The organism is Streptomyces hokutonensis (assembly GCF_000376565.1).
GTDB lineage: Bacteria > Actinomycetota > Actinomycetes > Streptomycetales > Streptomycetaceae > Streptomyces > Streptomyces hokutonensis.
Window position 1 is genome coordinate 1 of record NZ_BARG01000048.1, and the last position, 24,470, is coordinate 24,470.

At 71.1% G+C, this 24,470-nt stretch carries 23 protein-coding genes; 13 read left to right on the plus strand and 10 right to left on the minus strand.

The features are described from left to right. Positions 1–132 precede the first annotated feature (132 nt). The 3 genes from SSP08S_RS29975 to SSP08S_RS29985 are packed head-to-tail and all read left to right on the plus strand — an operon-like array spanning position 133 to position 3,065. Entirely contained in the window at positions 133–723 is a 591-nt protein-coding gene (locus tag SSP08S_RS29975) for a hypothetical protein (RefSeq protein WP_019071345.1), read from the plus strand. A 48-nt stretch (positions 724–771) separates the two neighbouring features. Then, on the plus strand, positions 772–2,019 hold the full coding sequence (locus SSP08S_RS29980; protein WP_019071346.1) for an aminotransferase class I/II-fold pyridoxal phosphate-dependent enzyme: 1,248 nt from the start codon (positions 772–774) through the stop codon (positions 2,017–2,019). Beyond that, positions 2,016–3,065 (plus strand): MBL fold metallo-hydrolase, encoded by a 1,050-nt coding sequence (locus SSP08S_RS29985; RefSeq protein WP_019071347.1) that lies wholly within the window; start codon positions 2,016–2,018, stop codon positions 3,063–3,065. Before SSP08S_RS29980 ends, SSP08S_RS29985 begins: the two co-directional genes overlap by 4 nt. Here the strand turns inward: SSP08S_RS29985 and SSP08S_RS29990 are convergent. Next, complete coding sequence (locus SSP08S_RS29990) at positions 3,062–3,697, minus strand: DedA family protein (protein ID WP_019071348.1); 636 nt, start codon at positions 3,695–3,697, stop codon at positions 3,062–3,064. The genes SSP08S_RS29985 and SSP08S_RS29990 overlap by 4 nt on opposite strands. Further along, complete coding sequence (locus tag SSP08S_RS29995) at positions 3,694–4,467, minus strand: MBL fold metallo-hydrolase (RefSeq protein WP_019071349.1); 774 nt, start codon at positions 4,465–4,467, stop codon at positions 3,694–3,696. Before SSP08S_RS29995 ends, SSP08S_RS29990 begins: the two co-directional genes overlap by 4 nt. An 85-nt stretch (positions 4,468–4,552) precedes the next feature. Here SSP08S_RS29995 and SSP08S_RS30000 point away from each other — a divergent pair, with 85 nt between their 5' ends. The 6 genes from SSP08S_RS30000 (at position 4,553) to dnaK (ending at position 12,733) form a co-directional block, all read left to right on the plus strand. Continuing rightward, positions 4,553–4,984 carry a hypothetical protein gene (locus tag SSP08S_RS30000; RefSeq protein ID WP_019071350.1) on the plus strand — a complete coding sequence of 144 codons (432 nt, stop codon included), beginning with the start codon at positions 4,553–4,555 and terminating at the stop codon, positions 4,982–4,984. A gap of 82 nt (positions 4,985–5,066) precedes the next feature. Then, positions 5,067–7,142: a phage holin family protein gene (locus SSP08S_RS30005; protein ID WP_078532557.1), complete on the plus strand. Its 2,076-nt coding sequence runs from the start codon at positions 5,067–5,069 to the stop codon at positions 7,140–7,142. A 79-nt stretch (positions 7,143–7,221) separates the two neighbouring features. After that, entirely contained in the window at positions 7,222–8,283 is a 1,062-nt protein-coding gene (locus tag SSP08S_RS30010; RefSeq protein ID WP_019071352.1) for an ATP-binding protein, read from the plus strand. 175 nt (positions 8,284–8,458) lie between these two features. Next, on the plus strand, positions 8,459–10,264 hold the full coding sequence (locus tag SSP08S_RS30020; RefSeq protein ID WP_019071353.1) for a vWA domain-containing protein: 1,806 nt from the start codon (positions 8,459–8,461) through the stop codon (positions 10,262–10,264). Between the two features lie 53 nt (positions 10,265–10,317). Then, on the plus strand, positions 10,318–10,743 hold the full coding sequence (locus tag SSP08S_RS30025; RefSeq protein WP_019071354.1) for an OsmC family peroxiredoxin: 426 nt from the start codon (positions 10,318–10,320) through the stop codon (positions 10,741–10,743). A 115-nt stretch (positions 10,744–10,858) separates the two neighbouring features. Next, entirely contained in the window at positions 10,859–12,733 is a 1,875-nt protein-coding gene (dnaK, locus tag SSP08S_RS30030; protein ID WP_019071355.1) for a molecular chaperone DnaK, read from the plus strand. Here dnaK and narJ read toward each other — a convergent pair. The 4 genes from narJ to SSP08S_RS30050 form a co-directional block, all read right to left on the minus strand. Then, positions 12,730–13,227, minus strand: a complete 498-nt coding sequence (gene narJ / locus SSP08S_RS30035; protein WP_019071356.1) for a nitrate reductase molybdenum cofactor assembly chaperone — start codon at positions 13,225–13,227, stop codon at positions 12,730–12,732. The genes dnaK and narJ overlap by 4 nt on opposite strands. 146 nt (positions 13,228–13,373) lie before the next feature. Next, on the minus strand, positions 13,374–14,189 hold the full coding sequence (locus tag SSP08S_RS30040; RefSeq protein ID WP_019071357.1) for an SAM-dependent methyltransferase: 816 nt from the start codon (positions 14,187–14,189) through the stop codon (positions 13,374–13,376). Between the two features lie 78 nt (positions 14,190–14,267). Continuing rightward, on the minus strand, positions 14,268–15,131 hold the full coding sequence (locus tag SSP08S_RS30045; protein ID WP_026178949.1) for a Sco1979 family transcriptional regulator: 864 nt from the start codon (positions 15,129–15,131) through the stop codon (positions 14,268–14,270). An 85-nt stretch (positions 15,132–15,216) separates the two neighbouring features. Further along, on the minus strand, positions 15,217–16,044 hold the full coding sequence (locus SSP08S_RS30050; RefSeq protein ID WP_019071359.1) for a helix-turn-helix domain-containing protein: 828 nt from the start codon (positions 16,042–16,044) through the stop codon (positions 15,217–15,219). A 172-nt stretch (positions 16,045–16,216) separates the two neighbouring features. Here SSP08S_RS30050 and SSP08S_RS30055 point away from each other — a divergent pair, with 172 nt between their 5' ends. Then, positions 16,217–16,522 carry a 4a-hydroxytetrahydrobiopterin dehydratase gene (locus SSP08S_RS30055; RefSeq protein WP_019071360.1) on the plus strand — a complete coding sequence of 102 codons (306 nt, stop codon included), beginning with the start codon at positions 16,217–16,219 and terminating at the stop codon, positions 16,520–16,522. Positions 16,523–16,551: 29 nt separating this feature from the next. After that, positions 16,552–17,301: a class I SAM-dependent methyltransferase gene (locus tag SSP08S_RS30060; protein ID WP_019071361.1), complete on the plus strand. Its 750-nt coding sequence runs from the start codon at positions 16,552–16,554 to the stop codon at positions 17,299–17,301. Here the strand turns inward: SSP08S_RS30060 and SSP08S_RS30065 are convergent. Further along, positions 17,279–17,746: a hypothetical protein gene (locus SSP08S_RS30065; RefSeq protein ID WP_019071362.1), complete on the minus strand. Its 468-nt coding sequence runs from the start codon at positions 17,744–17,746 to the stop codon at positions 17,279–17,281. The two genes, SSP08S_RS30060 and SSP08S_RS30065, sit on opposite strands and share 23 nt — an antisense overlap. Further along, positions 17,743–18,222 carry a hypothetical protein gene (locus SSP08S_RS30070; RefSeq protein WP_019071363.1) on the minus strand — a complete coding sequence of 160 codons (480 nt, stop codon included), beginning with the start codon at positions 18,220–18,222 and terminating at the stop codon, positions 17,743–17,745. Before SSP08S_RS30070 ends, SSP08S_RS30065 begins: the two co-directional genes overlap by 4 nt. Positions 18,223–18,261: 39 nt before the next feature. On the opposite strand from SSP08S_RS30070, the gene SSP08S_RS30075 reads away from it, so the two are divergent. Together SSP08S_RS30075 and SSP08S_RS30080 are read left to right on the plus strand one after the other, a co-directional pair. Then, positions 18,262–19,224 (plus strand): helix-turn-helix transcriptional regulator, encoded by a 963-nt coding sequence (locus tag SSP08S_RS30075; protein WP_019071364.1) that lies wholly within the window; start codon positions 18,262–18,264, stop codon positions 19,222–19,224. Between the two features lie 39 nt (positions 19,225–19,263). Then, positions 19,264–21,153 carry a rhamnogalacturonan lyase gene (locus tag SSP08S_RS30080; RefSeq protein ID WP_019071365.1) on the plus strand — a complete coding sequence of 630 codons (1,890 nt, stop codon included), beginning with the start codon at positions 19,264–19,266 and terminating at the stop codon, positions 21,151–21,153. 64 nt (positions 21,154–21,217) lie between these two features. On the opposite strand, the gene SSP08S_RS30085 is transcribed toward SSP08S_RS30080, so the two are convergent. Continuing rightward, positions 21,218–23,884 carry a cellulose binding domain-containing protein gene (locus tag SSP08S_RS30085; protein WP_019071366.1) on the minus strand — a complete coding sequence of 889 codons (2,667 nt, stop codon included), beginning with the start codon at positions 23,882–23,884 and terminating at the stop codon, positions 21,218–21,220. Positions 23,885–24,073: 189 nt separating this feature from the next. Continuing rightward, the coding region (locus SSP08S_RS56175) for a glycoside hydrolase family 48 protein (RefSeq protein ID WP_281176157.1) at positions 24,074–24,470 on the minus strand (397 nt) is incomplete at its 5' end.

The window sequence follows — 24,470 nt, forward strand, 5'->3', positions numbered from 1 at the left end:
GCAAATAGACACAGCCCCGCGCCCCTGGACGGTCGGCCTGAGTTTCACTCGCTCGGGTCTCGCCGCGCGCGGCTCTCTGCTGACCGGGCTTCGATGGTGTTGCCGCCGTCCTCGGTCTAAGGAGACCCGCTCATGCGTCGCACCGCGCTTGCTCTGTCCGTTGTCGCGCTGGTGGGTGCCGGCGGGCCCGCTGTGGCCGTTGAATCGGGGGCCGAGGTCAGTCCCAGCACTGTTCAGGCGGGTGGCAGCGTGACCGTCGACGTGTCGTGCGAGGTGGTCGGGGGGACCGCGCCCGACAGCATCCAGGGCAGGTCCCAGGGGTTCGACGACGGGACCGTGGAGCTGCGGAGGGTGCCCGGCAACGACGACCGGGCCGCCGGGACCGCCTATCGCGGGACCGCACGCGTCTCCGACGGGGAGGGGAACGGGCGGGACCCCGCGTGGACCGTCGACGGGACCTGCCCCGCGCCGCCCGGCGGGCAGGGCAGGCCGTGGAGTGCGACCTTCAGCGTGGAACACGGGGGCGGTGGCGGGCAGCCGCCGTGTCAGGAACCCCGGGGTGATTCCTGTGCCGGTGCCGCCGTGATCGAGCGCGGGGTGCGGGCCGGGGAGGGCGGTACCTTCACCGACTCCGTGCCGGCGCTGGTCGCCGGTGGTGTGCTGATCGCGGGCGCGTGCGGCGGTGCCGTGTACCGGCTGCGCAGGCGGACTCCGGGACACTGAGGGCACGACCAGGACACGGCACGGCACGAGGGACTGCGCGGAGGCACCATGCGGCAGGCGGACGCGGTAGGCCAGGGACCCGTCCGCTACGGGCCGGTGTTCCCCGACGACGGACTGCCCGTGCTCCCGGAGCTGGCCGCCGTCCTGGCCGCCGCCGCGAGCCGCACCGAGGAACAGCCGGTCGGCGGCGCTCCCGCGCTGCTGGAGGCCGCGAGCGGCTACTTCGAACGCCGGGGATTGCCCGCCGAGCCCGCCCGCGTGGCCGCCGCCCCGGGTGCTCCCGCGCTGCTGGTCGCGCTGACCGCGGCGCTCGGCGGTGACGTCCTGGTGCCCAGACCGTGTGCCGCCTGGTGGGCGCCGTACGCCCGGCTGCTGGGCAGACCCGTGTTCCATGTGGGCACTCCGGCCGAGTGCGGCGGGGTGCCCGACCCGTACGCCCTGCTGGAGACCGTGCGCAGGGTCAGGGACGAGGGCGGTGACCCGCGGCTGCTGGTGCTGTCGGTCGCCGACGACCCCACCGCCACCGTCGTGCCGCCCGAGGTCATGCACGAGACCGTCGAGGCCGCCGCGGGTGAGGGCCTGCACCTGGTCAGCGACGAGACCTGGCGCGACACCCTGCACGCGCCCCGGCGCACCATGCTGCTCAGCCCCGCCGAGATGCTGCCCGACCGGGTCACCGTCGTCACCGACCTCGCCGGCGCGCTCCTCCCGTCCGGCTGGCCCGCCGCCGTCGCCCGCTTCCCCACCGGCCGCGCCGGGAACGCGCTCCACGCGCGCGTGCTCGACGTCCTCACCGCACTCGGCGCCCGGGTGGCCGCACCCGTCGCCGCCGCGGCCGGCCACGCCCTAGGCGAGCCCGCGTCGGTCGTCGCCCGCCGCGACAGGGCCGTAGGGCTGCACGCGCGCGTGGCCGTCGCCGCGCACGCGGCCGTCACCGGGGCGGGCGCGTTCGCCCGGCCGCCGCAGGCGGGACGTCATCTGTACGTCGATCTCGGGCCGTTGCGCCACGCGCTCACCCCGCAGGGGGTGGGCGACGCGCAGGACCTGGAGGAGTTCCTCACCGCCCGGCTCGGCATGCCCGCGCCGGGCGGCCACCGCTTCGGCGACGACCTGGGCGCGCTGCGGGTACGGCTGTCCACCGGACCACTGCTGGGCCGAACCGATGAGGAACGCGCGGAATGCCTCATGTCACCCGTGCCGTTGGAACTGCCACACGTGCAACGCGCGTTGATGTCCTTGAGGTCGGTCTTCGACGATCTCCGCGACGACGCTCAGCGATGGGAGCCTCCTCGATGACGCAGCAGTCCGAGTCGACCACGACGACCCCGGACGCCGGCCGCACGGCGTCCCCGTCTCCCTTCATCCCCTCCTCCCCGCCGCTCGCCGAGCCCCGCCCCCTCGGCGAGCGCCGTGTGTGGCCCCGGACCTTCCACGACCGGCTCACCGCCCCGCTGCCCGGCCTCAAGGCGATCGCCCGCTTCGCCCGCGAGGGCTCCGTACGGCCCCGCCCCGAGGGCCTCGCCGACATCCCCCGACTCCCGTTCGCCCCCGAGCCGTTGCCCCGGGTCGACTCCCTGACCGTCGCCGTCACCTGGGCGGGACACGCCAGTTGGGTGGTGCAGATCGGCGGGCTGACGATCCTCACCGACCCGGTCTGGTCCCGCCGCATCCTCGGCACCCCGGCCCGCATCACCCCCGTGGGCGTCGCCTGGGAAGCACTCCCGCCCATCGACGCCGTCGTCATCAGCCACAACCACTACGACCACCTCGACGCCCCCACCCTGCGCCGACTCCCGCGCCACACCCCGGTGTTCGCGCCGGCCGGCCTCGGCGGCTGGTTCCGGCGCCGCAGATTCACCCGCGTCACCGAACTGGACTGGTGGGAGGCGGCCCGACTCGACGGCGTACGGCTCGACTTCGTCCCCGCCCACCACTGGTCCAAGCGCAGCCTCACCGACACCTGCCACTCCCTGTGGGGCGGCTGGGTGATGACGGCACCGGACGGACAACGCGTCTACTTCGCGGGCGACACGGGCTACGGCCACTGGTTCTCGCGGATCGGCCGCCGCTATCCGGGAATCGACCTCGCCCTCCTGCCCATCGGGGCCTACGACCCGCGCTGGTGGCTGAGCGACGTCCACTGCGACCCGGAGGAGGCGGTGCGGGCGGCCCAGGACCTGGGCGCGCGGCGGATGGCCCCGATGCACTGGGGCACGTTCGTCCTGTCGGCGGAGCCGGTCCTGGAGCCGCTGACACGGGTCAAGGCGGCATGGGAGAAGGCAGAGTTGGCGCGCGAGGACCTGTGGGACCTACCGGTAGGAGGCTCAAGAGTGCTTGCCTAGGCGGGAGTCGTCCTCCGCACCCTGCGCCACACGGTCGGGGCCGCGCTGATCGCCACGGTCAGCGCGACCGCGGCCACCACACCCTCCCACGGCTCGGGGAACAGCGAGCCGCCGAGGATGCCGATCAGCTGGTACGTCACCGCCCAGGCCAGACACGCCGGCGCATTGCCCCGGGCGAACCGGCGGATCGGCCACTCGGCGAGCAGACAGGCCAGCATCACCGGAATACGCCCCGCCGGCACCATCCGGGACAGCACCAGCACCGTCACCCCGTGGTCGGCCAGCTTCTTCTGGGCCTGCTCAAGACGGTCCTCGGGGGCCCGCGCGCGGATCGCCTCCAGCCAGCGCGAGCCGTTCTTCGACCCCATCCCGCGCCGCCCCAGCCAGTACAGCGCGACATCCCCGAGGAACGCGGCCAGCGAAGCCGTCACGAACACCAGCGCCAGCGCGAACGGCGCCGTCTGGTGGAACGCGACCACGGCCGCCGAACTCACCAGCGCCCCCGTGGGAATCACCGGCACCAGCGCCCCGAACAGCACCAGCAGGAACAACGTCGGGTACCCGATGGCCTGTTGAGTGGACTCGGGCGACGTGGTCGCCGTCGCGGACACCGCCTGGGCGATCCAGCTCACCGGGCGACCTCCGGCCGTACGCTCTCGCCGTGCCCGAGCCGGTGCACGGCCACGGAGGGCGCGAGTCGGGCCGCGATGCGTACGAACTCGTCGCCGGGCGTGTGGAATTCGTGCGGGCGCACCGCGTCCATCCCGATCGGCCAGTACGTGCCGTAGTGCACCGGCACCGCACTGCGCGGCGAGAGCCGCGCCAGCGCCTCGGCCGCGCGCCCCGCGTCCAGATGTCCCTCGCCGAGATACGGTCCCCAGCCGCCCACCGGCAGCAGCGCCACGTCGACCGGCCCGACCTCCTTGGCCATGTCGTCGAAGAGTCCGGTGTCCCCGGCGAAGTAGGTGCGCGCCTCGCCCTCGACGACGTAGCCCAGCGCGGGGGAACGGTGCGGTCCGACGGGCAGCCGCCGCCCGTCGTGCCGCGCGGGCACGGCCCGTACGACCAGGTCGCCGACCATCGTCTGGTCGCCGGGAGACACCTCGTCGATCCGCAGCTGCCGGAGCCGGCGCAACCCCGGCACCGCGCGGAGTGCGCCCCGGGGCACGAGCAGGCGCGTGCCCGGGGCGAGGGAGCCGAGCGAGGGAAGGTGCAGGTGGTCGGCGTGCAGATGGGAGACGAGCGCCAGGTCCGCGCGATGGGCCTCGGGCGGTGGCACCGCGCCCCGGCGGCGTCGTAGATGCGCGAGCCGGCGGGCGAACAGGGGGTCGGTGAGGACACGTGTGTCCGAGTCCTCGATCGTGCAGGTGGCGTGACCCCACCAGGTGATCTCCACCGGCACCTTCTTTGCCTCCTTCGCGCGACTCCCCCGAAGCCTACGGGCAGGAGTAGGGTCGGCGGCGAAACCCGGAGGTGAGGGGGACGCCATGGGACAGGTACGCGGTGCCTCCGGTATGCCCTCGCGGGTCAGGGTCACGGCGATCGCCAGCCTGACACCGCTGGAGGAACTGGACGAGGACCCCTTCCTGGTCGACTCGCGCAGCCAGCACGCCATGTGCGCCCGCTGGGCCGCCGACCACGGCTATGTGATCGCCCGCGAGCTCCTCGTGCGCGGACTGCGCCCCGACCACAGCGCCCTGTGGGACGGCGTCCGCCCCGGCCTCGACCTGTTCGTCGCCCCCAGCCGCCGGGTCCTGGAGAGCGCGCTGTCCTCCGTCGAGGAGTTCACCGACGAGTGCGCGCGCCGCGGGGTCCGGATCGAGACGGTGGGCCGCGCGGAACCCTGCTACGACGCCCAGATGAAGGCCAGCGTGCACCGACGGCTGTCCATGCCGACGGCGGGCTACGACGGCCGGTGACATCTGGACCGTTCCACCCGTTGTGACAAGGTGGGTGGAGGCCCGCCAGGTCGACGGGCCCGGGACGTGAGGTGTACGGGGCGTGGGTGGAGCGCGTTGGCGGCGGCTCGCCAGTCAGGTCGGGCGGAGTATCGCGGTGTGGGCGGTCTCCACGGTCACCATGCTGGTGCTCGCCGGGATCCTGCCGGACTTCAAACTCCAGTCGGCGGACGGTGACAGTGCCACCCGTATCGGCGTCACGGCGGCGTTCGGCGCCGGCGCTTTCGGTGTGCTGTCGGCCCTGGTCTGGCCGCTGCTGGTACGGCTGTTGCTGCTGGTGCCCGCACTCGTCCTCGGCCTCTTGGTCTTCGTGCTCAACGGATCGCTGCTGCTGATCGCCCTGCGCATCAATCCGGACGGCGGGCTGCGCGGCCAGGTCGCCCCCGAGACCGCCGTGGTCGTCGCCGCCGTGATGTCCGCCGTGGCCTCCGCGACCGGCGGTGCCCTGGCCGTCCGTGACGACGACGCCTACCGCCGGCGCCTCTACCGTCTCGCCGACCGCCGCCGCAGGGCCCTGCCGCCCGGCCCGTCCTCGCCCGGCACCGTCTTCCTCCAGCTCGACGGCGTCGGCCACGACGTCCTGCTCGACGCGATGGCGAAGGGGCTGATGCCTACCGTCGCGCGACTCCTCGGCGGCGACCGCCCCACCCACCGCCTCACCCCGTGGCGCACCGACTGGTCCAGCCAGACCGGCGCCAGCCAACTCGGCATCCTGCACGGCTCCAACCACGACATCCCCGCGTTCCGCTGGTACGAGAAGGACACCGGCGAGGTGATGGTCTGCAACCGCCCGACCAGCGCCGCCGAACTCCAGCGCCGCGCCATCGAGCACACCGGCGACGGCGGCCTCCTCACCGTGGACGGCGCCAGCCGCGGCAACCTGTTCAGCGGCGGCGCCGACGAACAGGCCCTCGTGCTGTCCATCGCGATCCGCCGCCGGGGCCGGGAGAACCGTTCCCGCGCGGGCTACTTCGCCTACTTCTCCGACCCCGCGAACGCCGTCCGCACCGCGATGTCCTTCGTCGCCGAGGTCGGCCGCGAGATCGGCCAGTCGACCCGCTCCCGCCTCACCAGGCAGCGCCCCCGCGTCAAACGCGGCGGCCTCTACCCCCTGGTCCGCGCCTTCGCGACCGTCGTGGAACGGGACGTCGTCGTCGCCGCGGTCATGGGCGACATGCTCGCGGGCCGCACCGCCGTCTACGCCGACCTCGTGGCCTACGACGAGGTCGCCCACCACTCGGGACCGCGCAGCCGGGACGCCGCCAAGGTCCTCCAACGTTTGGACCGTTCCCTCGCGTTGATCGAGAACGTCGCCGAGCACGCCCCGCGCCCGTACCGCATCGTCGTCCTCTCCGACCACGGGCAGAGCCCCGGCGAGACCTTCCAGGGCCGCTACGGCCTCACCCTCGGCGACCTCGTGCGGGCGGGCTGCGGGCTGCCCGTGCCGCGCCGGGCCCGCCGCACCCACAGTGGCGCCGAGGCCCGCGCCGCCGTCCGCGCGGCGCTGCGCAGGCCCGCCAAGGACGGCGACGAGCGGCAGGCCCACTCCGGCCGCCACTCGGAGCCGATCGTGCTGGCCTCCGGCAACCTCGGCCTGATCTCCTTCCCGGACGTGCCGCACCGCATGACCAAGGAGGAGATCGACGCCCGCCACCCGGCCCTCCTCACCACCCTCGCCAACCACCCCGGCGTCGGCTTCGTCCTGGTCCGCAGCGCGGAGCACGGCGGAGTCGTCCTCGGCGCGCACGGCGCTGAGCTGCCGGTGGCCGAACTCGACGACAAACAGGCCCCGTTGGCGGACTTCGGTCCCGGTGTCGCGGACGCCGTCCGGCGCACCCACTCCTTCCCGCACACCGCCGACATCATGGTCAACTCCTGGTACGACCCCGCCGAGGGCGAAGTCCTCGCCTTCGAGGAGCAGATCGGCTCCCACGGCGGCCTCGGCGGCTGCCAGGGCAGGCCGTTCCTGCTGTCGCCGCGTGCCCTCTCCGCGCCCGTCGAGGACGGCGAGGACCTCGTCGGCGCCGAGCACATCCACCGCGTACTGCGGCGCTGGCTGCGGGAGTTGAACGGCCCGCAGGTGCCGCTGCCGGCGGAGCCCGAGGAGCGGGCCGCCTGAAAATGGGCTGCGGTGGGCGGTTCGTGCGCCCACACTGTTCGAGTCTCCCCACCTCGAACCTCCTTCAGGAGCTGCTGCTTTGCAGGCTGCCGTCACTGTCACGCCCGCCCGGATCCCCGAACTGCTGCTGGGTCTCGCGACCGTCCGCCCCGTCTTCCTCTGGGGCGCCCCCGGCATCGGAAAGTCTTCCCTGGTAAGGGAGTTCGCCCAGTCGCTGGGGCTGGAGTGCGTCAGTCTGCTCGGCACGCAGCTCGCGCCCGAGGACCTGATCGGCGTACCGCAGATCCGTGACGGACGGTCGGTGTTCTGCCCGCCGGAGGCCATCGCGCGCGACGAGCCGTACTGCCTGTTCCTGGACGAACTCAACGCGGCCACACCGGATGTGCAGAAGGCGTTCTACTCGCTGATCCTGGACCGCCGCATCGGGAACTACGAACTCCCCAAGGGCTCCATCGTGATCGGCGCCGGCAACCGCGCGACCGACAACGCGCTGGCCCGCCCGATCGCCTCCGCGCTGATCAACCGGCTCACCCACGTCCACCTGGAGGCGTCCCCGAAGGACTGGCTCGCATGGGCCGCCGCCAACGGCATCCACCCGTGGATCCTCGACCACCTCACCGACCGCCCCGACCACCTGTGGTCCAAGCCGCCAAAGACCGAGGAGCCCTTCTCCACGCCCCGCTCCTGGCACATGCTCTCCGACGCGCTGGGCTCCTTCGGACCCGACCTCGACGAGGACACCCTCAAGGTCATCGCGCACGGCACGCTGACGCCCGCCCACGCGGTCGCGTTCTGCGGCTACGTCAAGATCGTGCGCAGCCGCTTCGGCATCGAGGCCGTCCTCAAGGGCGACGCCCGCTGGCCCAACCGCACCGAGGACCGCGACCTCCTCTACTACCTCGCCGAGTCCTTCCGTAGCCGCCTCATCAAGGAACTCCCCGCCAGCAAGGACCACTTGTCGGCGAACGGCCGCCAGACCGCCTACCGCGCCAAGTCCCTCCTCGTCCAACTCGCCGAGATCTCCGTCGAGGTGGCCCAGAGCGTCATCGCCTCGGACGACGACGGCAACCCGGTCCTCCCGGCCTGGTTCCTGGTGGAGGCGGCCCGGGACATGCCCCGGCTGGTGGAGGCGCGGCGGTGAGGTGGGGAAGTGAACGGGCCGCTACGGCAAGGCAGTTCGGTGAGCCCCGGGCTCGGCGAGGTGGCGAACGGGCCGTCATGACACGGGGGTTCGGCGTCGCCCGGGCGCGGACGACTCTCCCGCTCGGCTCCACGCGGGCGCCGCTCCGGCCCGGATCCGTCCCGGAGGCCCGACCGTGAGCCGTACCCGCAAGAAGGACCCCGAGCAGAAGAAGCCCGACCCGGCGACCGAGGCGTTCACGGCCGGGTTGAAGCTCGTGTGGGCCAACCCCGCGCTCGCCGCGATCGACTTCGAGCTGTGCCGGGAGGAGGAGTGCCGGGCCGCGCCCCGTGACGGGCTCGTCCTCGTCAACTCCAACGGGTATCTCCACGCGCACCCCACCCGGCTCGCCGAACCCGCCGAATGGGCCTGGGCGATCGCGCACGCGCTCATCCACCTCGGCTTCGGCCATGTCCCCGGCGCCAACGGCGAGCGCGAACAGCCCGACCGCTTCGACCTCGCCGCCCGCTGCGTCGTCGTAAACCGCTTCCTGCTCACCTTCCCCATCGGCCGCACCCCCGAAGACCTCCCCGCCACCTACCCCTCGGGCGACGAGGAACAACTCGCCGCCCGCTGGCGCCGCGACGGCATCCCGGCCGCCTACGAACACTGCGGTACGGCGGGCAGCGACCCCGACCAACTGCTCGTACCGTGGCACGGCTGGCCCGGGAAGCCCGTCGACTGGCAGATCGCCTTCGCGAGCGCCCTCACCCGCACGATGTCCCTCGCCATGGACCTGGCCGGCGGCCGCCGCGACTCGATGTACGGCGGCCCGACCCGGCTGCGGCCCTGGGAGCGCGCCCTGAGCTGGTTCGTCTCCAACTACCCACTGCTCGGCGGCATCGCGGCCGGCATCACCCTCGTCGCCGACGCCGAACTCGCCCGCGCCCACGGCATCTCCGTCGCCGCCGTCGACACCGAGGCGGCCGAGATCTACATCAACCCGCTGCGTCAATTCGACGACGAGGAATGGCGGTTCGTCCTCGCCCACGAGATGCTGCACGCCGCCCTGCGCCACGGCGACCGCTGCGGCACCCGCGACCCGTTCCTCTTCAACGTCGCCGCCGACTACGTCATCAACGGCTGGCTGCGCGAGATGGACATCGGCACGATGCCCGAAGGCCTGCTGTACGACCCGGAGTTGAAGGACCTCTCCGCCGAGGAGGTCTACGACCGGATCACCGCCGACCTGCGCCGCACCCGCCGCCTGGCCACCCTGCGCGGCAAGGGCACCGGAGACATCCTCGGCGGCCCGCTCGGCAGTCCCCGCGACTACGTCGACCTCGACGAGTTCTACCGGCGCGGCCTCGCCCGCGGCCTGGACCTGCACCAGCAGCACGAACGCGGCTTCCTGCCCGGCGGGTTGGTCGAGGAGATCCGTACCCTCAGCCATCCGCCCCTGCCCTGGGACGCCCAACTCGCCCGCTGGTTTGACGAGTTCGTACCCCGCCCCGAGCCCGTACGGTCGTACGCCCGTCCCTCGCGCCGCCAGTCCTCCACCCCCGACATCCCGCGTGCCGGCCACTATTTCCCGCCGGAGGAGGTCGCCCGCTGCACCTTCGGCGTCGTCCTCGACACCTCCGGCTCCATGAACCACAGCCTCCTCGGCAAGGCGCTGGGCGCGATCGCCTCGTACGCCGAGGCCCGTGACGTACCGGCCGCCCGGGTCGTGTTCTGCGACGCGGCCCCGCACGACGCGGGCTATGTGCCGGTCACCGACATCGCCGGCCGGGTGCGTGTGCACGGGCGCGGCGGGACCGTACTCCAGCCCGGAATCGACCTGTTGCACCGCGCCGACGACTTTCCGCCGGGCGCGCCCGTCCTCGTCATCACCGACGGCTGGTGCGACGTACTGCGGGTGCGGCGCGAGCACGCCTATCTGATTCCACAAGGCGCTCGCCTGCCGTTCACCCCGCGTGGGCCGGTCTTCCGGGTGCGCTGAACCGGAATGTGATCGGATGGCTCCGAACGACATCCGCTTCGAAAGGAATCACCGTGGCTACCACGCGCACCGCACACACCGTCTGGGAAGGCGAACTCATCAAGGGCAGCGGCGAGGTCACCTTCGACTCGTCAGGCATCGGTGTGCAGCCGGTGACGTGGGCGTCGCGCGCCGAGGAGGCCAACGGCAAGACCAGCCCCGAGGAACTGATCGCGGCCGCCCACTCCAGCTGCTTCTCCATGGCGCTGTCGCACGGCCTCACCGGCGCGGGCACCCCGCCCACCCGCCTGGAGACCAAGGCCGACGTCACCTTCCAGCCCGGTGAGGGCATCACCGGCATCCACCTCACCGTCCGCGGCGAGGTCCCCGGCCTGGACGCGGCCGGCTTCGCGGCCGCCGCCGAGGACGCCAAGAAGAACTGCCCGGTCAGCCAGGCGCTCACGGGTACGACGATCACGCTGACGGTCGAATCCGCCTGATCCCGGCTCCCTCTCCCACCTCGATGCCGCACTCGGAAAACGGGTGCGGCATTGACTTTCCGCCACTCAAGTTTTGTGCTGGAGATCGGGCAGCGCTCGGCGGAAGGGGACGGCTATGGGACGTGCGGTCGGGATCGATCTGGGGACCACGAACTCGGTGGTCGCGGTACTGGAGGGCGGGGAGGCGACGGTCGTCGCCAACGCCGAGGGAGCGAGGACCACACCCTCGGTGGTGGCCTTCGCCAAGAACGGCGAGGTACTGGTCGGCGAGGTCGCCAAACGGCAGGCCGTGACCAACATCGAGCGCACCGCGCGCTCGGTGAAACGCCACATGGGCAACACCGACTGGCGCTTCCCGGACACGGGCGCCATCGACGGAACGCGGTACCGCGCCCAGGAGCTGTCCGCGCGTGTACTCCAGAAACTGAAGCGGGACACGGAGGCCTACCTCGGCGAGGACGTCACGGACGCGGTGATCACCGTGCCCGCCTACTTCGACGACTCCCAGCGCCAGGCCACCAAGGAGGCCGGCGAGATCGCGGGCCTCAAGGTCCTGCGGATCATCAACGAACCGACCGCCGCCGCCCTCGCCTACGGCCTCGACCGCGGCGAGGAACAGACCGTCCTCGTCTTCGACCTCGGCGGCGGCACCTTCGACGTCTCCCTCCTGGAGATCGGCGACGGCGTCATCGAGGTCAAGGCCACCAACGGCGACACCCACCTCGGCGGCGACGACTGGGACCAGCGGGTCATGGAGTACCTGGTCAAGAAGTTCCAGGGCCAGTACGGCATCGACCTCGGCAAGGACAAGATGGCGCTCCAGCGGCTGCGCGAGGGCGCCGAGAAGGCGAAGATCGAACTCTCCTCGGCCGCCGAGACGACGATCAACCTGCCCTACATCACCGCCTCCGCCGACGGCCCGCTGCACCTCGACGAGAAGCTGACCCGCGCCCAGTTCCAGGAACTCACCGCCGATCTCCTCGACCGCTGCAAGACCCCCTTCCACCAGGCGGTCAAGGACGCCGGCGTCAAACTCTCCGCCGTCGACCACGTCATCCTCGTCGGCGGCTCGACCCGCATGCCCGCCGTCACCGACCTCGTCAAGGAACTCACCGGCAAGGACCCGCACAAGGGCGTCAACCCCGACGAGGTCGTGGCTGTCGGCGCCGCCCTCCAGGCCGGAGTCATCCGCGGCGACGTCAAGGACGTCCTCCTCCTCGACGTCACCCCGCTGTCCCTGGGCATCGAGACCAAGGGCGGCATCATGACCAAGCTCATCGAACGCAACACGACCATCCCGACCCGGCGTTCGGAGATCTTCACCACCGCCACCGACAACCAGCCCTCGGTCGGCATCCAGGTCTACCAAGGTGAGCGCGAAATCGCCTCGTACAACAAGAAGTTGGGCGTCTTCGACCTCACCGGCCTGCCGCCCGCCCCGCGCGGCGTCCCGCAGATCGAGGTCGCCTTCGACATCGACGCCAACGGAATCATGCACGTCTCCGCCAAGGACCTGGCCACCGGCCGCGAACAGAAGATGACCGTCACCGGCGGCTCCGCGCTCCCCAAGGACGACATCGACCGCATGATGCGCGAGGCCGAACAGTACGCGGACGAGGACCGCAGGCGCCGCGAGGCCGCCGAGACCCGTAACCAGGCCGAACAACTCGTCTACCAGACCGAGAAGTTCGTCCGCGAGAACGAGGAACGCATCCCGGCCGACACCCAGTCGGAGGTCGCGGCGGCGGCCACGCAGGTCAAGACCCTCCTGGAAGGCGAGTCCGACACCGCCGAGCTGCGCGCCGCCGTCGAGAACCTCGCCACCGTCAGCCAGCGCATGGGCCAGGCCATGTACGCCCAGGCCGGGCAGCAGTCCCCGACGGAACAGACGGAGACCCCCACGGAACACACCTCACCCCAGGAGGAGGAAGGCGTCGTCGACGCGGAGATCGTCGACGACGAACGCGAGCCGAAGGGCGGCGCGGCCTAGCTCACGGTCCGCCCGCCGGGCGCGGTCGGCAGGGTGGCGCAGACGGCGTCCAGGACGGACGCGTACGGCGTGCCGAAGCCGGCCAGCCGGGCGCGGAGTCGGTCCAGCGCGGTGCGGTACTCGGTGAGCAGGTCGAGGTTGCCGGTGCGGGACGTGAACTCCAGGACCGCGGGGAGGAAGTCGGGCAGTTCCTCGCCGGTGAACTCCAACTCGTGCGCGCGGTACAGCTCTTGGAAGCGGGCCAGGGACGTACCGCGCCGCCGGGCGTCGCCGTCGTGCCACCGGCTCAGGTACAGGCTGTGCCCGATCTCGGAGTCGAAGACGTCCACGTAGTGCGCGGCGAGTTCCTGCGGCGGGGCGAGAGCCGCGTGGTCGACGAACTCCCGCAGCTGCGGAGCGGCCTCACGCAGCAGGGGAAGCCGGGCACGGAAGTCGTCGTCGGGGTAGGTCAGGCAGAGGGCGGCCCCTTGGTACAGCACAGCGTCCGAGGGCATCAGGCGTCCTTCGCTTCGTGGTCCGGCCGGTCCGGGCGGTTGGGCCCGTCGCCGGGCGCCGTGAACGGGTGCGTTCCCTTGCTCGCCCGTGGTGTCGAACCTAGGGCGGGGCAGGGGAGCGCACCCGTTCACAGCAGCCGTACGGGTCAGGCCTTGCGCGCGACCCCGCCGTAGACCGGGACGATGCCCTCCGCCTGGGCGGCCACGTCCTCCGGCTCCGGGCGCCAGCCGTAGACGGCGATCACGCCCGGGCCGAGCAGCTCCAGGCCGTCGAAGAAGCGCGAGAACTCGGTCAGCGAGCGCGGGTAGAACGGGGTGCCGCTGCGCCGGAAGTGCTCGGCCGCCTTTCCGATGGCCTCGGGGCTGAGATCCGGCGTGACCTGCGACAATACGAGGTAACTGCCCGGGGCGAGGACGTCGACGTACCGCTTGATCAGGCCGTACACGTCGTCGCCGTCGAGGTCGTCGCCCAGGTAGTGGGTGAGCGCGACCAGCGACAGCGCGACCGGCTGGGTGAAGTCGAGGGTCTCGCCGGCCAGCCGCAGGATGGTGTCCGGGTCGCGGACGTCGGCGTGCACGTACTCGGTGCTGCCCTCGGGCGCGCCGTGCAGCAGCGCCTCCGCGTGCCGCAGCACGATCGGGTCGTTGTCCGCGTACACGACCTTCGCGTCCGGGGCGACGCTCTGCGCCACCTGGTGGAGGTTCGGCTCGGTGGGGATACCGGTGCCGATGTCCAGGAACTGGCGTATCCCGGCCTCGGCGGCGGTCCGCGTCGCCCGGTGCATGAACCGGCGGTTGGCCCGCGCCCCGCGCACCGCCGTGCCGTCCGAGGCGAGGATCCGGCGCGCCAGCTCCTCGTCCACCGGGTAGTTGTCCTTGCCGCCGAGCCACCAGTCGTACACCCGCGCCGGATGCGGCCGGCTGGTGTCGATACGGGTGGGCGCGGCTTCGGATCCGGTCATGCGGTGTCGTCTCCTCGGGAGTTCGGGTCGGTGTGCCGGGCCGTGCTGTACCGGGAACGTGCTGTGTGCGGGCCGTGCTCAGAAGGTCTCGCGGTAGTCCCGCAGGATCTTCTTGGTGCGCTGCGCGGACGCGGCGTGCGCCGTCATGTGGTCGAGGACCTCCAGATGCGCGGAGACCTCGGTACGGGAGTCCAGATACAGGGCGCCGGTCAGATACTCGGTGAACACCATGTCGGGCAGCTCCGGTTCGGCGAAACGGAACAGCGAGAACGGGGCGTACGTCCCCGGGTGCGGGCCGTTCTCGAACTCCGCGACCTGGAGCGTGACCCGGTCGCGCTCGCCGAACTCCAGGAGTCTGTCCAGCTGTTCGCGCATCACCTCGCCGCGCATGCTCACCGGACGCCGCAGCACCGTCTCGTCCATGATCACCCACAGGTGCGGCGGATTGTCCCGCTCCAACAGCCCCTGGCGCGCCATCCGCAGGGACACATGCCGCTCGATGGTCTCCGGACCGGTCTGCCCGATCGTCCCGGCCTCCATCACGGCACGCGCGTAGTCCTCGGTCTGCAACAGGCCGGGCACGAAGTGCGGTTCGTACGAACGGATCAGCCCGGCCGCGCCCTCCAGGCTCACATAGAGGCTGAACCACTCCGGCAGCACGTCGTGGAACCGCTGCCACCAACCCGGCTGGTTCGCCTCCTCAGTGAGCGCGACGAACGAGTCCGCCTCCTCGTCGGAGACCCCGTACGTGCTCAACAGCACCTGCACATACGGCACTTTCAGCGCGACCTCGGCCATCTCCATCCGCCGTACGGTCGCCGGAGCCACCCGCAGGACCTGCGCGGCCTCCTCGCGTTTGATACCGGCCGCCTCGCGCAACTCCTGGAGCCTTCTGCCCAGCACTACCTGGCCCACGGTGGGCGCGGGCCGCCGCTCACTCACGCCACGCCTCCCCATACGCGCCGAAGTCTGGAGGCAGTGTGCCATGTTCCGGCCATTGTCTCAGCGGTTCGGAGATGATCATCCGTCAGTCACCCAGCCCGCGCAGGTACTTGGCCGTGGCCGGATCGGCCGGGAGGAACGTCTCGATCGCCAGCTCCGAGACCGTCACGTCCATCGGAGTGTTGAACGTGGAGATCGAGGAGACGAACGACAGCACCCGGCCCTCGTGCTCGATCCGCATCGGCAGCGCGAAGTACGGTACGGAGGAGGCCGGTTCGGCCTCGTCGCCTGCCTTGGCCGGCACCTGATACGCGGCGACCTCCTCGTACAGCGCCCGCAGCGGCTCGGACCGGTGCAACGCGATCTGCCGCTCCATCTGCGCGAGGAGATGCCCGCGCCACTCACCCAGATTGCGGATGCGCGGCGCCAGACCCTCGGGGTGCAGCGTCAACCGCATCGCGTTCAGCGGCGGTTGGAGCAGCGACTCCGGTACGCCGTCCAGCAGCATGGTGATGCCCCGGTTCGCCGCGACCACGGTGTAGACGGCGTCGACCACCAGCGCCGGATACGGCTCGTAGCCCTGGATCAGCCGCTCCAGACCCTCGCGCAACGCGCCCAACGCCGGGTCGTCCAACGGGGTTTCCGGATAGCGCGGGGCGTAACCGGCCGCCAGCAGCAGGGAGTTGCGCTCCCGCACCGGCACCTCCAGATGCTCGGCCAGCCGCAGCACCATCTCCTCGCTCGGCCGCGACCGCCCCGTCTCCACGAAGCTGATGTGCCGCGCCGAGGAATCGGCCCGCAGCGCCAGCTCCAGCTGGCTGACCCGCCGCCGCTCCCGCCAGGCACGCAGCAACGGGCCGACACCCTGGCCCGCGGAGGTGCCGGTGCCAGTACCGGTCGCGACGATGGTCATACGCACGACCGTAGTCGAAGCGGCCCGCCCGTGAGCGGACCGAGGAACCCGTCCGGGGGAGCCGTGTACCGGACTCACCCGGGGGCACTCGTCTGACCAGGCACGCAGCCCACCGCCTGTGGCACGCTGAAGTCGCCGAAGAGGAACCCGACCCCGAGGAAGGACCCAGGCCATGGCCGTCGCACCGCTGTCGCAGAAGGAGATCGAGGACCGCCTCGCGGAACTCCCGGGCTGGTCCGCCGACGCCGACCGCCTCACCCGCACCTACCGGCTCGGCACCCACTTCGCGGCCACCGCGATGGTCGTCCACATCGCCCAGGTCCAGGAGGAACTCGACCACCACTCCGACCTCACCCTCGGCTACAACACCGTCTCCCTCACCGTGAACACCCACAGCGTCGGCGGCGCGATCACCGACCTCGACTTCCAACTCGCCCGCAGGGTCGAGGACTTGGCCCCGGGCCACGGCGCGGCCTGACCGCACGGGACGGGTGGGGGTGACAGCGCGTGCTCGACTACGACAAGGAAGCCGACGCCTACGACGCGACACGCGGCGGCGAGCCCCGTGCCGCCGCCGCTGCCGAAGCCGTACTCGGCCTCGTCCCGCCAGGCGCCCGCGCCCTGCTCGACGTGGCCTGCGGCACCGGGATCGTCACCCGCCGCCTGGCCGCCGCCCGCCCCGGCCTGCGGGTCACCGGCCTGGACGCCGCCCCCGCCATGGCCCGTACGGCGGCGACCCGGCTCCCCGGCGCCGTACTCCTTGCCGACAGCCGCCAACTCCCTTTCCCCGACGGCGTGTTCGACGCCGTGACGACCATCTGGCTGCTGCACCTCGTGGCGGGCCCCGAGGACGCCAGGGCGATCATCGCGGAGTGCGCGCGGGTCCTGCGACCGGGCGGGGTGTACCTCACCACGGTCGACAAGGCCGCCGCCCACGACGTCGGCAGCGACATCGACGCCGTCCTCGCCCCACGCCCGCGCCGCCCCGCCCAGGACCGCCCCGACCACGTCCGCGCCCACGCCGCCGAGCAGGGCCTGCACCCGGCCGGCACGGCCCGCTTCCGTGGCCACGGCCAGGGCCGCAGCCCCCGCAGCACCACCGCGGACCTGCGACGCGGCTGGTTCACCATGCTGCCGCCCGGCCAGCCGCTCACCGAACGGTTCGCCGAGCGACTTCAGTCGCTGCCGGACCAGGAACTACCGCGCCCGGACCCCGAGTTCACGATCCTGGCCTTCAGGAAGCCTGTGGCCGGGTGAAGTCCATCGTCCAGTTCGTCACCCAACTCGCCCCGCCGTCCACCGAGAACGCCTGCTCCCAGCGCGCGCCGCTCGCGGAGACCCCCGACCACACGAACCGCACCCGCACCTCCTTCCCGTCGTGGGTGTCGTCGCCGTAGAACTCGCCCCGGCCGCCCTCGAACCGGCCCGTCACCGGCGGGAACAGCTTCCCGCTACGGCTCGACGACCAGTTCAGGGACCACAGTTCGGTCTCCTGGTCGAAGAGCCGCAGGGTCAGCCCCTTCGACCCCAGATACGGCATGTCGATCTCGTCGACGTTCGCGGCGCCGTCGAAGAGCGGCCAACAGCGACTGACCCCGGTGAACTTCTCCCAGCCACTGTCGGGTTGGAGGAAGTCGGCGAGACGACGGTTCACGACCTCCCACTCGCCGTGCAGGAAGTCGAAGTCGCGCGGGCTGCTCATGAGCGGTCTCCCGTGGTTCCGGCGGGCAGGGAGTCCGCCAAGTAGGCGTCGAGGTCCGGGACTTCGGGTGCGAGCAGATGCCGTACCCAGGCGTCCCGTTCGTGCAGGATCGGCGGCAGCTCCCAGACACAGCCGATCCACGGCAGGTCGGGAGTGACGAAGTGGGTGGGGTCGAGGTCGGGACAGCCGAGCACCGGCTGGCCCGCCGACGCGCCCCGGAAGTGCAGGACGTTGTCCCACACCCAGCTGTACGCGTTCAGATAGGCGCCGTCGTCACCGCCCCGGTGCAGGACGACGAACGTGGCCGGGGGAGTGCCGTCCGGCTCGGGCAGCAGCTTCGGCAGGATCGCGTACGCCGCCGCCTCCACCTCGGGCGCGATCCCGGCCGGATCGGCGGTGACGTGGTAGCGCTTGACGCGCCGCCCGGCCACCTCGATCGGCGGTGGCACGGTCAGCAGTTTCTCCGTGAAAGGCATGACAGGACGCTAGGAGCACTTCACTGACATCCTGTGTCAGTGAAGTCCAGCAGACTCCTCTCGATCCTGCTCCTGCTCCAGACCCGGGGGAGGATGACCGCCGCCCAGCTCGCCGAGGCCCTGGAGGTCTCGGTCCGCACGGTCTACCGGGACGTCGAGGCCTTGAGCGCGGCCGGTGTCCCGCTGTACGGCGACGCGGGCCACGCCGGCGGCTACCGCCTCCTCGACGGCTACCGCACCCGCCTGACCGGCCTCACCACGGACGAGGCCGAGGCCCTGTTCCTCGCCGGGGTGCCGGGACCGGCCGCCGAGCTGGGCCTCGGCCCGGTCCTGGCCGCCGCCCAGCTGAAGGTACGCGCGGCCCTGCCTGCCGAGCTGCGCGAGCACGCCGACCGGATCAGCGGCCGCTTCCATCTGGACGCGCCGGGCTGGTACGCGGACGCCGACGACACACCGTTTTTGCATACAGTCGCCGACGCCGTATGGCACAACCGCGTTCTGTATGCGATGTACCGCCGCTGGCGCGAGCCGACCGACGTGGAGCGCCGACTGGAGCCGTACGGACTCGTCCTGAAGGCCGGCCGCTGGTATGTCGTGGCCGGTCCCGGCCCGCGCACCTTTCGCGTCGACCAGATCCTCGCACTCACAACCCCCGACCCCGCCGAGGAGTTCACCCGCCCCGACGGCTTCGACCTCGCCGCGTACTGGACCGCCCACCAACGCGACTTCCACGACCGCCTCTACAGGAGCGAAGCGGTGGTCCGGCTCGCACCCGGCGCGACCCTCGCCCGGGCGGTCCCCCTCAACGGACGGGCGGAACCCGACGGTTGGACCCTGATGTCGGTCCCCATCGAGTCAATCGACCACGCACACGGCGAGTTCCTGCGCCTCGGCACGGACATCGAGGTCCTCGCACCACCCGAACTCCGCGACCGGATCACCCGCACGGTCGCCGAACTGGCCGAAAGATACGGCAACTTGCTCACCGGCAGCGGCGACTGAGAGCACGGAACCCGTCCGTCCTCCCAGGAGGTACGTCACGTGAGCTACCCGCACCCGCACGTGCGCCCACCGCACCAACACCCCAGACGAAGGGCCGTACTCTCCGCACTCACCGCCGCCGCGGCCCTGGTCCTCGCCGGACTCACCACCGGCGGCACCGCCCAGGCCGCCACCGCCCGCCAGGTCGAGGCCCTCGACCGCGGTGTCGTCAGCGTCCACACCGACAGCGGCAACCTGGTCAGCTGGCGCTGGCTCGGCACCGACCCCGACACCGTCTCCTTCAACGTCTACCGCGCCGGCACGAAGGTCAACTCCGCCCCGGTCACCGGCTCCACGAACTACTTCCACGCCGGCGCGCTCGCTCAGGCCGACTACACGGTCCGTGCGATCGTCGGCGGTGTCGAACAGGCCGACTCCGTCCATGCCGTCCAGTTCCGCACCGGCTACAAGGACGTCCCGATCACCCCGCCCGCCGGCGGCACCACCCCCGACGGCGTCGCCTACACCTACGAGGCCAACGACGCCTCCGTCGGCGACCTCGACGGCGACGGACAACTCGACTTCGTCCTCAAGTGGCAGCCCACCAACGCCAAGGACAACTCCCAGTCCGGCTACACCGGAAACACGATCCTCGACGGCGTCAGACTCGACGGCACCCGCCTGTGGCGCATCGACCTGGGCCGCAACATCCGCTCCGGCGCGCACTACACACAGTTCCAGGTGTACGACTACGACGGCGACGGCCGGGCCGAGATCGCCATGAAGACGGCCGACGCCACCGTCGACGGAACCGGCACGGTCATCGGCAACTCGGCGGCGGACTACCGCAATTCGAGCGGCTACGTCCTGTCCGGACCCGAGTACCTGACCATGTTCGACGGCCGGACGGGCAAGGCGATGAGTACCGTCGACTACGTCCCGGCGCGCGGCACGGTCTCCTCCTGGGGCGACTCCTACGGCAACCGAGTCGACCGATTCCTCGCCGGCACCGCCTACTTGGACGGCGGCCGCCCCTCCCTGATCATGGCACGCGGCTACTACACCCGCACCGTGATCGCCGCCTGGGACTGGCGGAACGGCGCCTTCACCCGCCGCTGGACCTTCGACACCAACTCCTCGACCAACACCGGCAAGGGCTACGACGCCCAGGGCAACCACCAGCTGGCGATCGCCGACGTCGACGGCGACGGCAAGGACGAGATCGTGTACGGCTCGATGGCCGTCGACGACAACGGCGCCGGCCTGTGGACCACCAAGAACGGCCACGGCGACGCCATGCACGTCGGCGACCTCGACCCGTCCCGCCCAGGCCTGGAGGAGTTCAAGGTCGACGAGGACTCCTCGAAACCGTCCTCGTGGATGGCGGACGCGAAGACCGGCGCGATCATCTGGTCCACACCAGCCAACGGCGACAACGGCCGGGGCGTCTCCGGCGACATCTGGGCGGGCAGCCCCGGCGCCGAGTCCTGGTCGGCGTCGGAGAGCGGCATCCGCAACCCCCAGGGCACGGTCGTGTCCACCCGCAAACCCTCCAGCACCAACTTCCTGTCCTGGTGGGACGCCGACCCGGTACGCGAACTCCTCGACTCCACCCACATCGACAAGTACGGCACGACCGCCGACACCCGCCTCCTGACCGGCGCCGACGTCCACTCCAACAACAGCACCAAGGCCACCCCGACCCTCTCCGGCGACATCCTCGGCGACTGGCGGGAAGAGGTCGTCTGGCCCACCACCGACAACACGGCGCTACGGATCTACTCGACCCCGTACGAGACGACCACCAGGATCACGACCCTGCTCCACGACACCCAGTACCGCACGGCCCTGGCCTGGCAAAATACTGCATACAACCAACCGCCCCACCCGAGCTTCTACATCGGCGACGGGATGGCGACGGCACCTCGGCCGACTGTCTACACTCCCTGACCGCACTGCCCGAGACAGGTGGCTGCGCGCGCCGTGGTGCGCGCAGCCACCCTCTCCGCCCTGCTCAGGCGACCGTGCAGGCCTGATCACCCACCTTGAACGACGCCGGCTTCGTATTCACCCCCGACCAACTCCCCGTGAACCCGAACCCCACCGACGAACCGGCCGCCACCGTCCCGTTCCAGCTCACGTTCTTCGCCGTCACGGTCGCGCCGGACTGGGTCCAGTCGGCGTTCCAGAGCTGCGCGATCTGCTGACCGTCCGCGAAGGACCAGCCAAGTGCCCAGCCGCTCCAGGCGGTTGACCCGCTGTTGGTCACCTGGACGTCGGCCTGGAAGCCGCCCGTCCACTGGTTGGTGATCCTGTACGTGACCGTGCAGACGGAGCCTGTGGGAGGAGTCGGATCGGTGCCACCACCCCCGCCGCCTCCGTCACCGGCGTCGGAGGAGTCGCCGTAGATCACCCCGCGCCCGTTCGTCGACACATACACCCGCCCGTACACCCGCGGGTCCCCGGTGATCGCCGCACCCGTCCAACCCCACTGGTGCGCATCGTCGTTGATCCGCGTCCAGCTCGCGCCCTTGTCGGTCGACCGGAAGATGCCGCGTACGCCGCCGATCTTCGCGCTGGCGAAGAGCGTCTGGTACGAGGCACCGGTCGCCGCCTTCCCGAAGCCGATGGTGTCGGCCTGGTCGACGTTCGCGAGCTTGGTGAAGGTGGCGCCGCCGTCGGTGGAGTGCCACAGCCCGTACGCCCCGTCGCTCGCCCCGCCCGCCAGCCAGACGTCCCCCTTCGTCCCGGGCAGCGCCTTGAACCGCACGCTGTCACCGCTGGGCAGCCCGGTCGCAGAGGACGCGGTGAAGGTCGCCCCGCCGTCCGAACTGACGTAGAACTTCCCGGACTTGAAGCCGTAGAAGGTCTTCGCGTCGACCCGGTCCGACTCGACGACCGCACCCGCCGGAATACCGCTGGACGCCGACCACGACGAACCGAATCCGACGGTGTACTGCACCCCGGCACCCGCCGGACTCCATACGAACCGGCTCCCGTCCGCTGCCGCGGCCACTGTCCCGCCACCGCTCACGCCCGAAGGATCCGTCCCCGCGAACCAGTTGGCGCCGTTGTCCGTCGAGAACGCGATGTGCGGCCCCGAGTCCAGATTGCCCACGCGCACCACCGTGTTGGGGTTGGTCTCCGCGAAGTCGAGGCTCGTGGTCGTGGTGAAGTTCGGCGAAGTGAACATCATCGAGGGAACCTTGGTGAGGTCCGTGTGCCGGAACCCGCCGATGTCGCCCAGTGCGCTGAGGAGTTGGGCCCCGCCGGACGGGGGAGCGGCGAGGTCGTTGACGGCCGTCTCCTCCAGCCCCTGCACCATCGGCTTCACGGTGAACTGGCCGCCGCTGTCCCAGTTCGTCAGGTTCTCCGTGCCGTAGAGCGTCGCACCCGTCCCGTACATCATCCGGTTCGAGTCGAACGGGTCGATCTCCAGCGACTCGGTCATCCAGCCCAGTTTCGGGGCCTGTTCGGGCGGCGACGGATTCGCCCCGAAGGTCAGCCAGGGCGAGGAGGACACGTCCATGGTGTAGCGGTTCGCACGGTTGGGATACGACGTGTAGTCCCAGGCCTTCGTCCAGGTGCCCCCGCTGTTCGTGGAGCGGAAGATCTGCGTGTCCGGCCACCAGGAGCTGTACGCCGTCGCCATCACGGTCCCCGGATGCTGCCGGTCGACGGTCAGACCGCTGAACCCGTAGTAGGTGTCCGCCTCCGCGACCGGGCTGATGTTCGTCCAGGTGCCGCTCGCGGTCGCATACCGCCACAGCTGGCCCTTGCCGCCGTCGTACGGCCCGCCCTTGTCGCTGTATGCGATGTACAGATAACCGTTGACCGCATCCAGTACACCCTTGTGCGCCAGATACCCCGTCGGCTGCCCGGCCACCCGGCTCCATGTCGCGCCCGCGTCCGTCGACCGGTACACGGCGTTGGCCTGGTCGGCGACACCGACGTAGATCGTCCTCGTCGCGCTGCCGGACGTACCCGTCGACTCGTCGAAGGTGACCCACACGATGCCCTGGTTGTCGCTGGCGTACCCGCTCGTGTCGGTCGGATCCTGCACATAGTTGCCGACATTCGGGAAGTTCGTCACCTGCGACCAGGTCACCCCGGAGTCCGTGGACCGCCAGAGCCCCTTCCCGCTGGGCGCGCCCAGATACAGCACGCTGTCCTTGTTGGGGTCGACGGCCAGCCGCTCACCCATACCTCGCCCCGGCATGTTCCCGCCGAGCTTGAACGGCAGATCCGTCTTCTGCCAACTCGCGCCCCGGTCACCGGACCTGAGGACGGCCCCGTTCGTCGGATCCCAGCTGTTCGTGTACGTGCCGACGGCCGCGTACACCTTGTTCGGATCGACCGGGTCGGACGCGAGACTCACCACCCCGGTGTGCCCCCAGTCGTCCCACCCGACCGAGTCCAGCAACGGCGTCCACGTCTTCGTCGCCTCCTGCCACCGGTAGGCACCGCCGATGTCGGTACGGGCGTAGGCGAGGTTCTTCTCCTTCCGGTTGAAGACGATGCCGGGCACGAACCCACCACCGTCGATACGGGCGTTGTGCCAGGTGTAGGTGTCGGCGGCGAGCGCGGTCTTCGGCGCACTCGCGGCAAGGGCGGACGGACTGCCCGCCAACAGGCCGGCGGCGAGGGCGAGTACGGCCGTGAGGATACGGGTTCTTCGCACGTGAGGTCCTCTCCTGAAGAGGCGGCAGGACACGAGTGCGGGGCGACCCCCAGTGCGGGTGGGGGCCGCCCGGCGGCTCCGAGAAAGTGCCGTGCAGTGAGGTGTTTTCAGGGGCGCGGGGAACTGCGCGACCAGCTACAACGGACCCGCAGCCAAGAACCGGCCCACCTCGCGGAGCACTCGGCCGAACTACTCAAGAAGCTCCGCATACGACCCCATGGCCAACGCGACATCCGCCTGCGCCCAGAACCGGTGATACGTGAAGACAGGCGCGGCCCCGCCCGCCAGATAGCTCTGGATCTTCGACCACGCCGGATCGTTCTTGTAGAAGGACCGCAACGAGGCGAACGTAGAAGCGGAGTTGACCGCGTCCCCGTTCGGCATCGTCCCGCTCCACCCGCTCGGCACATACACGCTGTCGTCGAACCGGTTGTAGTCCGCGCGGGTCTCCGGAACGGCGATACCGAGACTGTCCTGGTAGTTGCTCCACATGCCGTCCAACAGCGCCTTCGCCGTCGTCTTCGCCGCGGCGGAACCGGACTTCGCGGCGTAGTACGTCAACGTCTTGGCATACGCGGCGGCCACA

Excerpts from the sequence above, each read along its gene's own strand:
- SSP08S_RS29975 (WP_019071345.1), top strand. The coding sequence starts at position 133 with ATGCGTCGCACCGCGCTTGCTCTGTCCGTTGTCGCGCTGGTGGGTGCC.
- SSP08S_RS29980 (WP_019071346.1), top strand. The coding sequence starts at position 772 with ATGCGGCAGGCGGACGCGGTAGGCCAGGGACCCGTCCGCTACGGGCCG.
- SSP08S_RS29985 (WP_019071347.1), top strand. The coding sequence starts at position 2,016 with ATGACGCAGCAGTCCGAGTCGACCACGACGACCCCGGACGCCGGCCGC.
- SSP08S_RS30000 (WP_019071350.1), top strand. The coding sequence starts at position 4,553 with ATGGGACAGGTACGCGGTGCCTCCGGTATGCCCTCGCGGGTCAGGGTC.
- dnaK (WP_019071355.1), top strand. The coding sequence starts at position 10,859 with ATGGGACGTGCGGTCGGGATCGATCTGGGGACCACGAACTCGGTGGTC.
- narJ (WP_019071356.1), bottom strand. The coding sequence starts at position 13,227 with ATGCCCTCGGACGCTGTGCTGTACCAAGGGGCCGCCCTCTGCCTGACC.
- SSP08S_RS30040 (WP_019071357.1), bottom strand. The coding sequence starts at position 14,189 with ATGACCGGATCCGAAGCCGCGCCCACCCGTATCGACACCAGCCGGCCG.
- SSP08S_RS30050 (WP_019071359.1), bottom strand. The coding sequence starts at position 16,044 with ATGACCATCGTCGCGACCGGTACTGGCACCGGCACCTCCGCGGGCCAG.
- SSP08S_RS30055 (WP_019071360.1), top strand. The coding sequence starts at position 16,217 with ATGGCCGTCGCACCGCTGTCGCAGAAGGAGATCGAGGACCGCCTCGCG.
- SSP08S_RS30065 (WP_019071362.1), bottom strand. The coding sequence starts at position 17,746 with ATGAGCAGCCCGCGCGACTTCGACTTCCTGCACGGCGAGTGGGAGGTC.
- SSP08S_RS30070 (WP_019071363.1), bottom strand. The coding sequence starts at position 18,222 with ATGCCTTTCACGGAGAAACTGCTGACCGTGCCACCGCCGATCGAGGTG.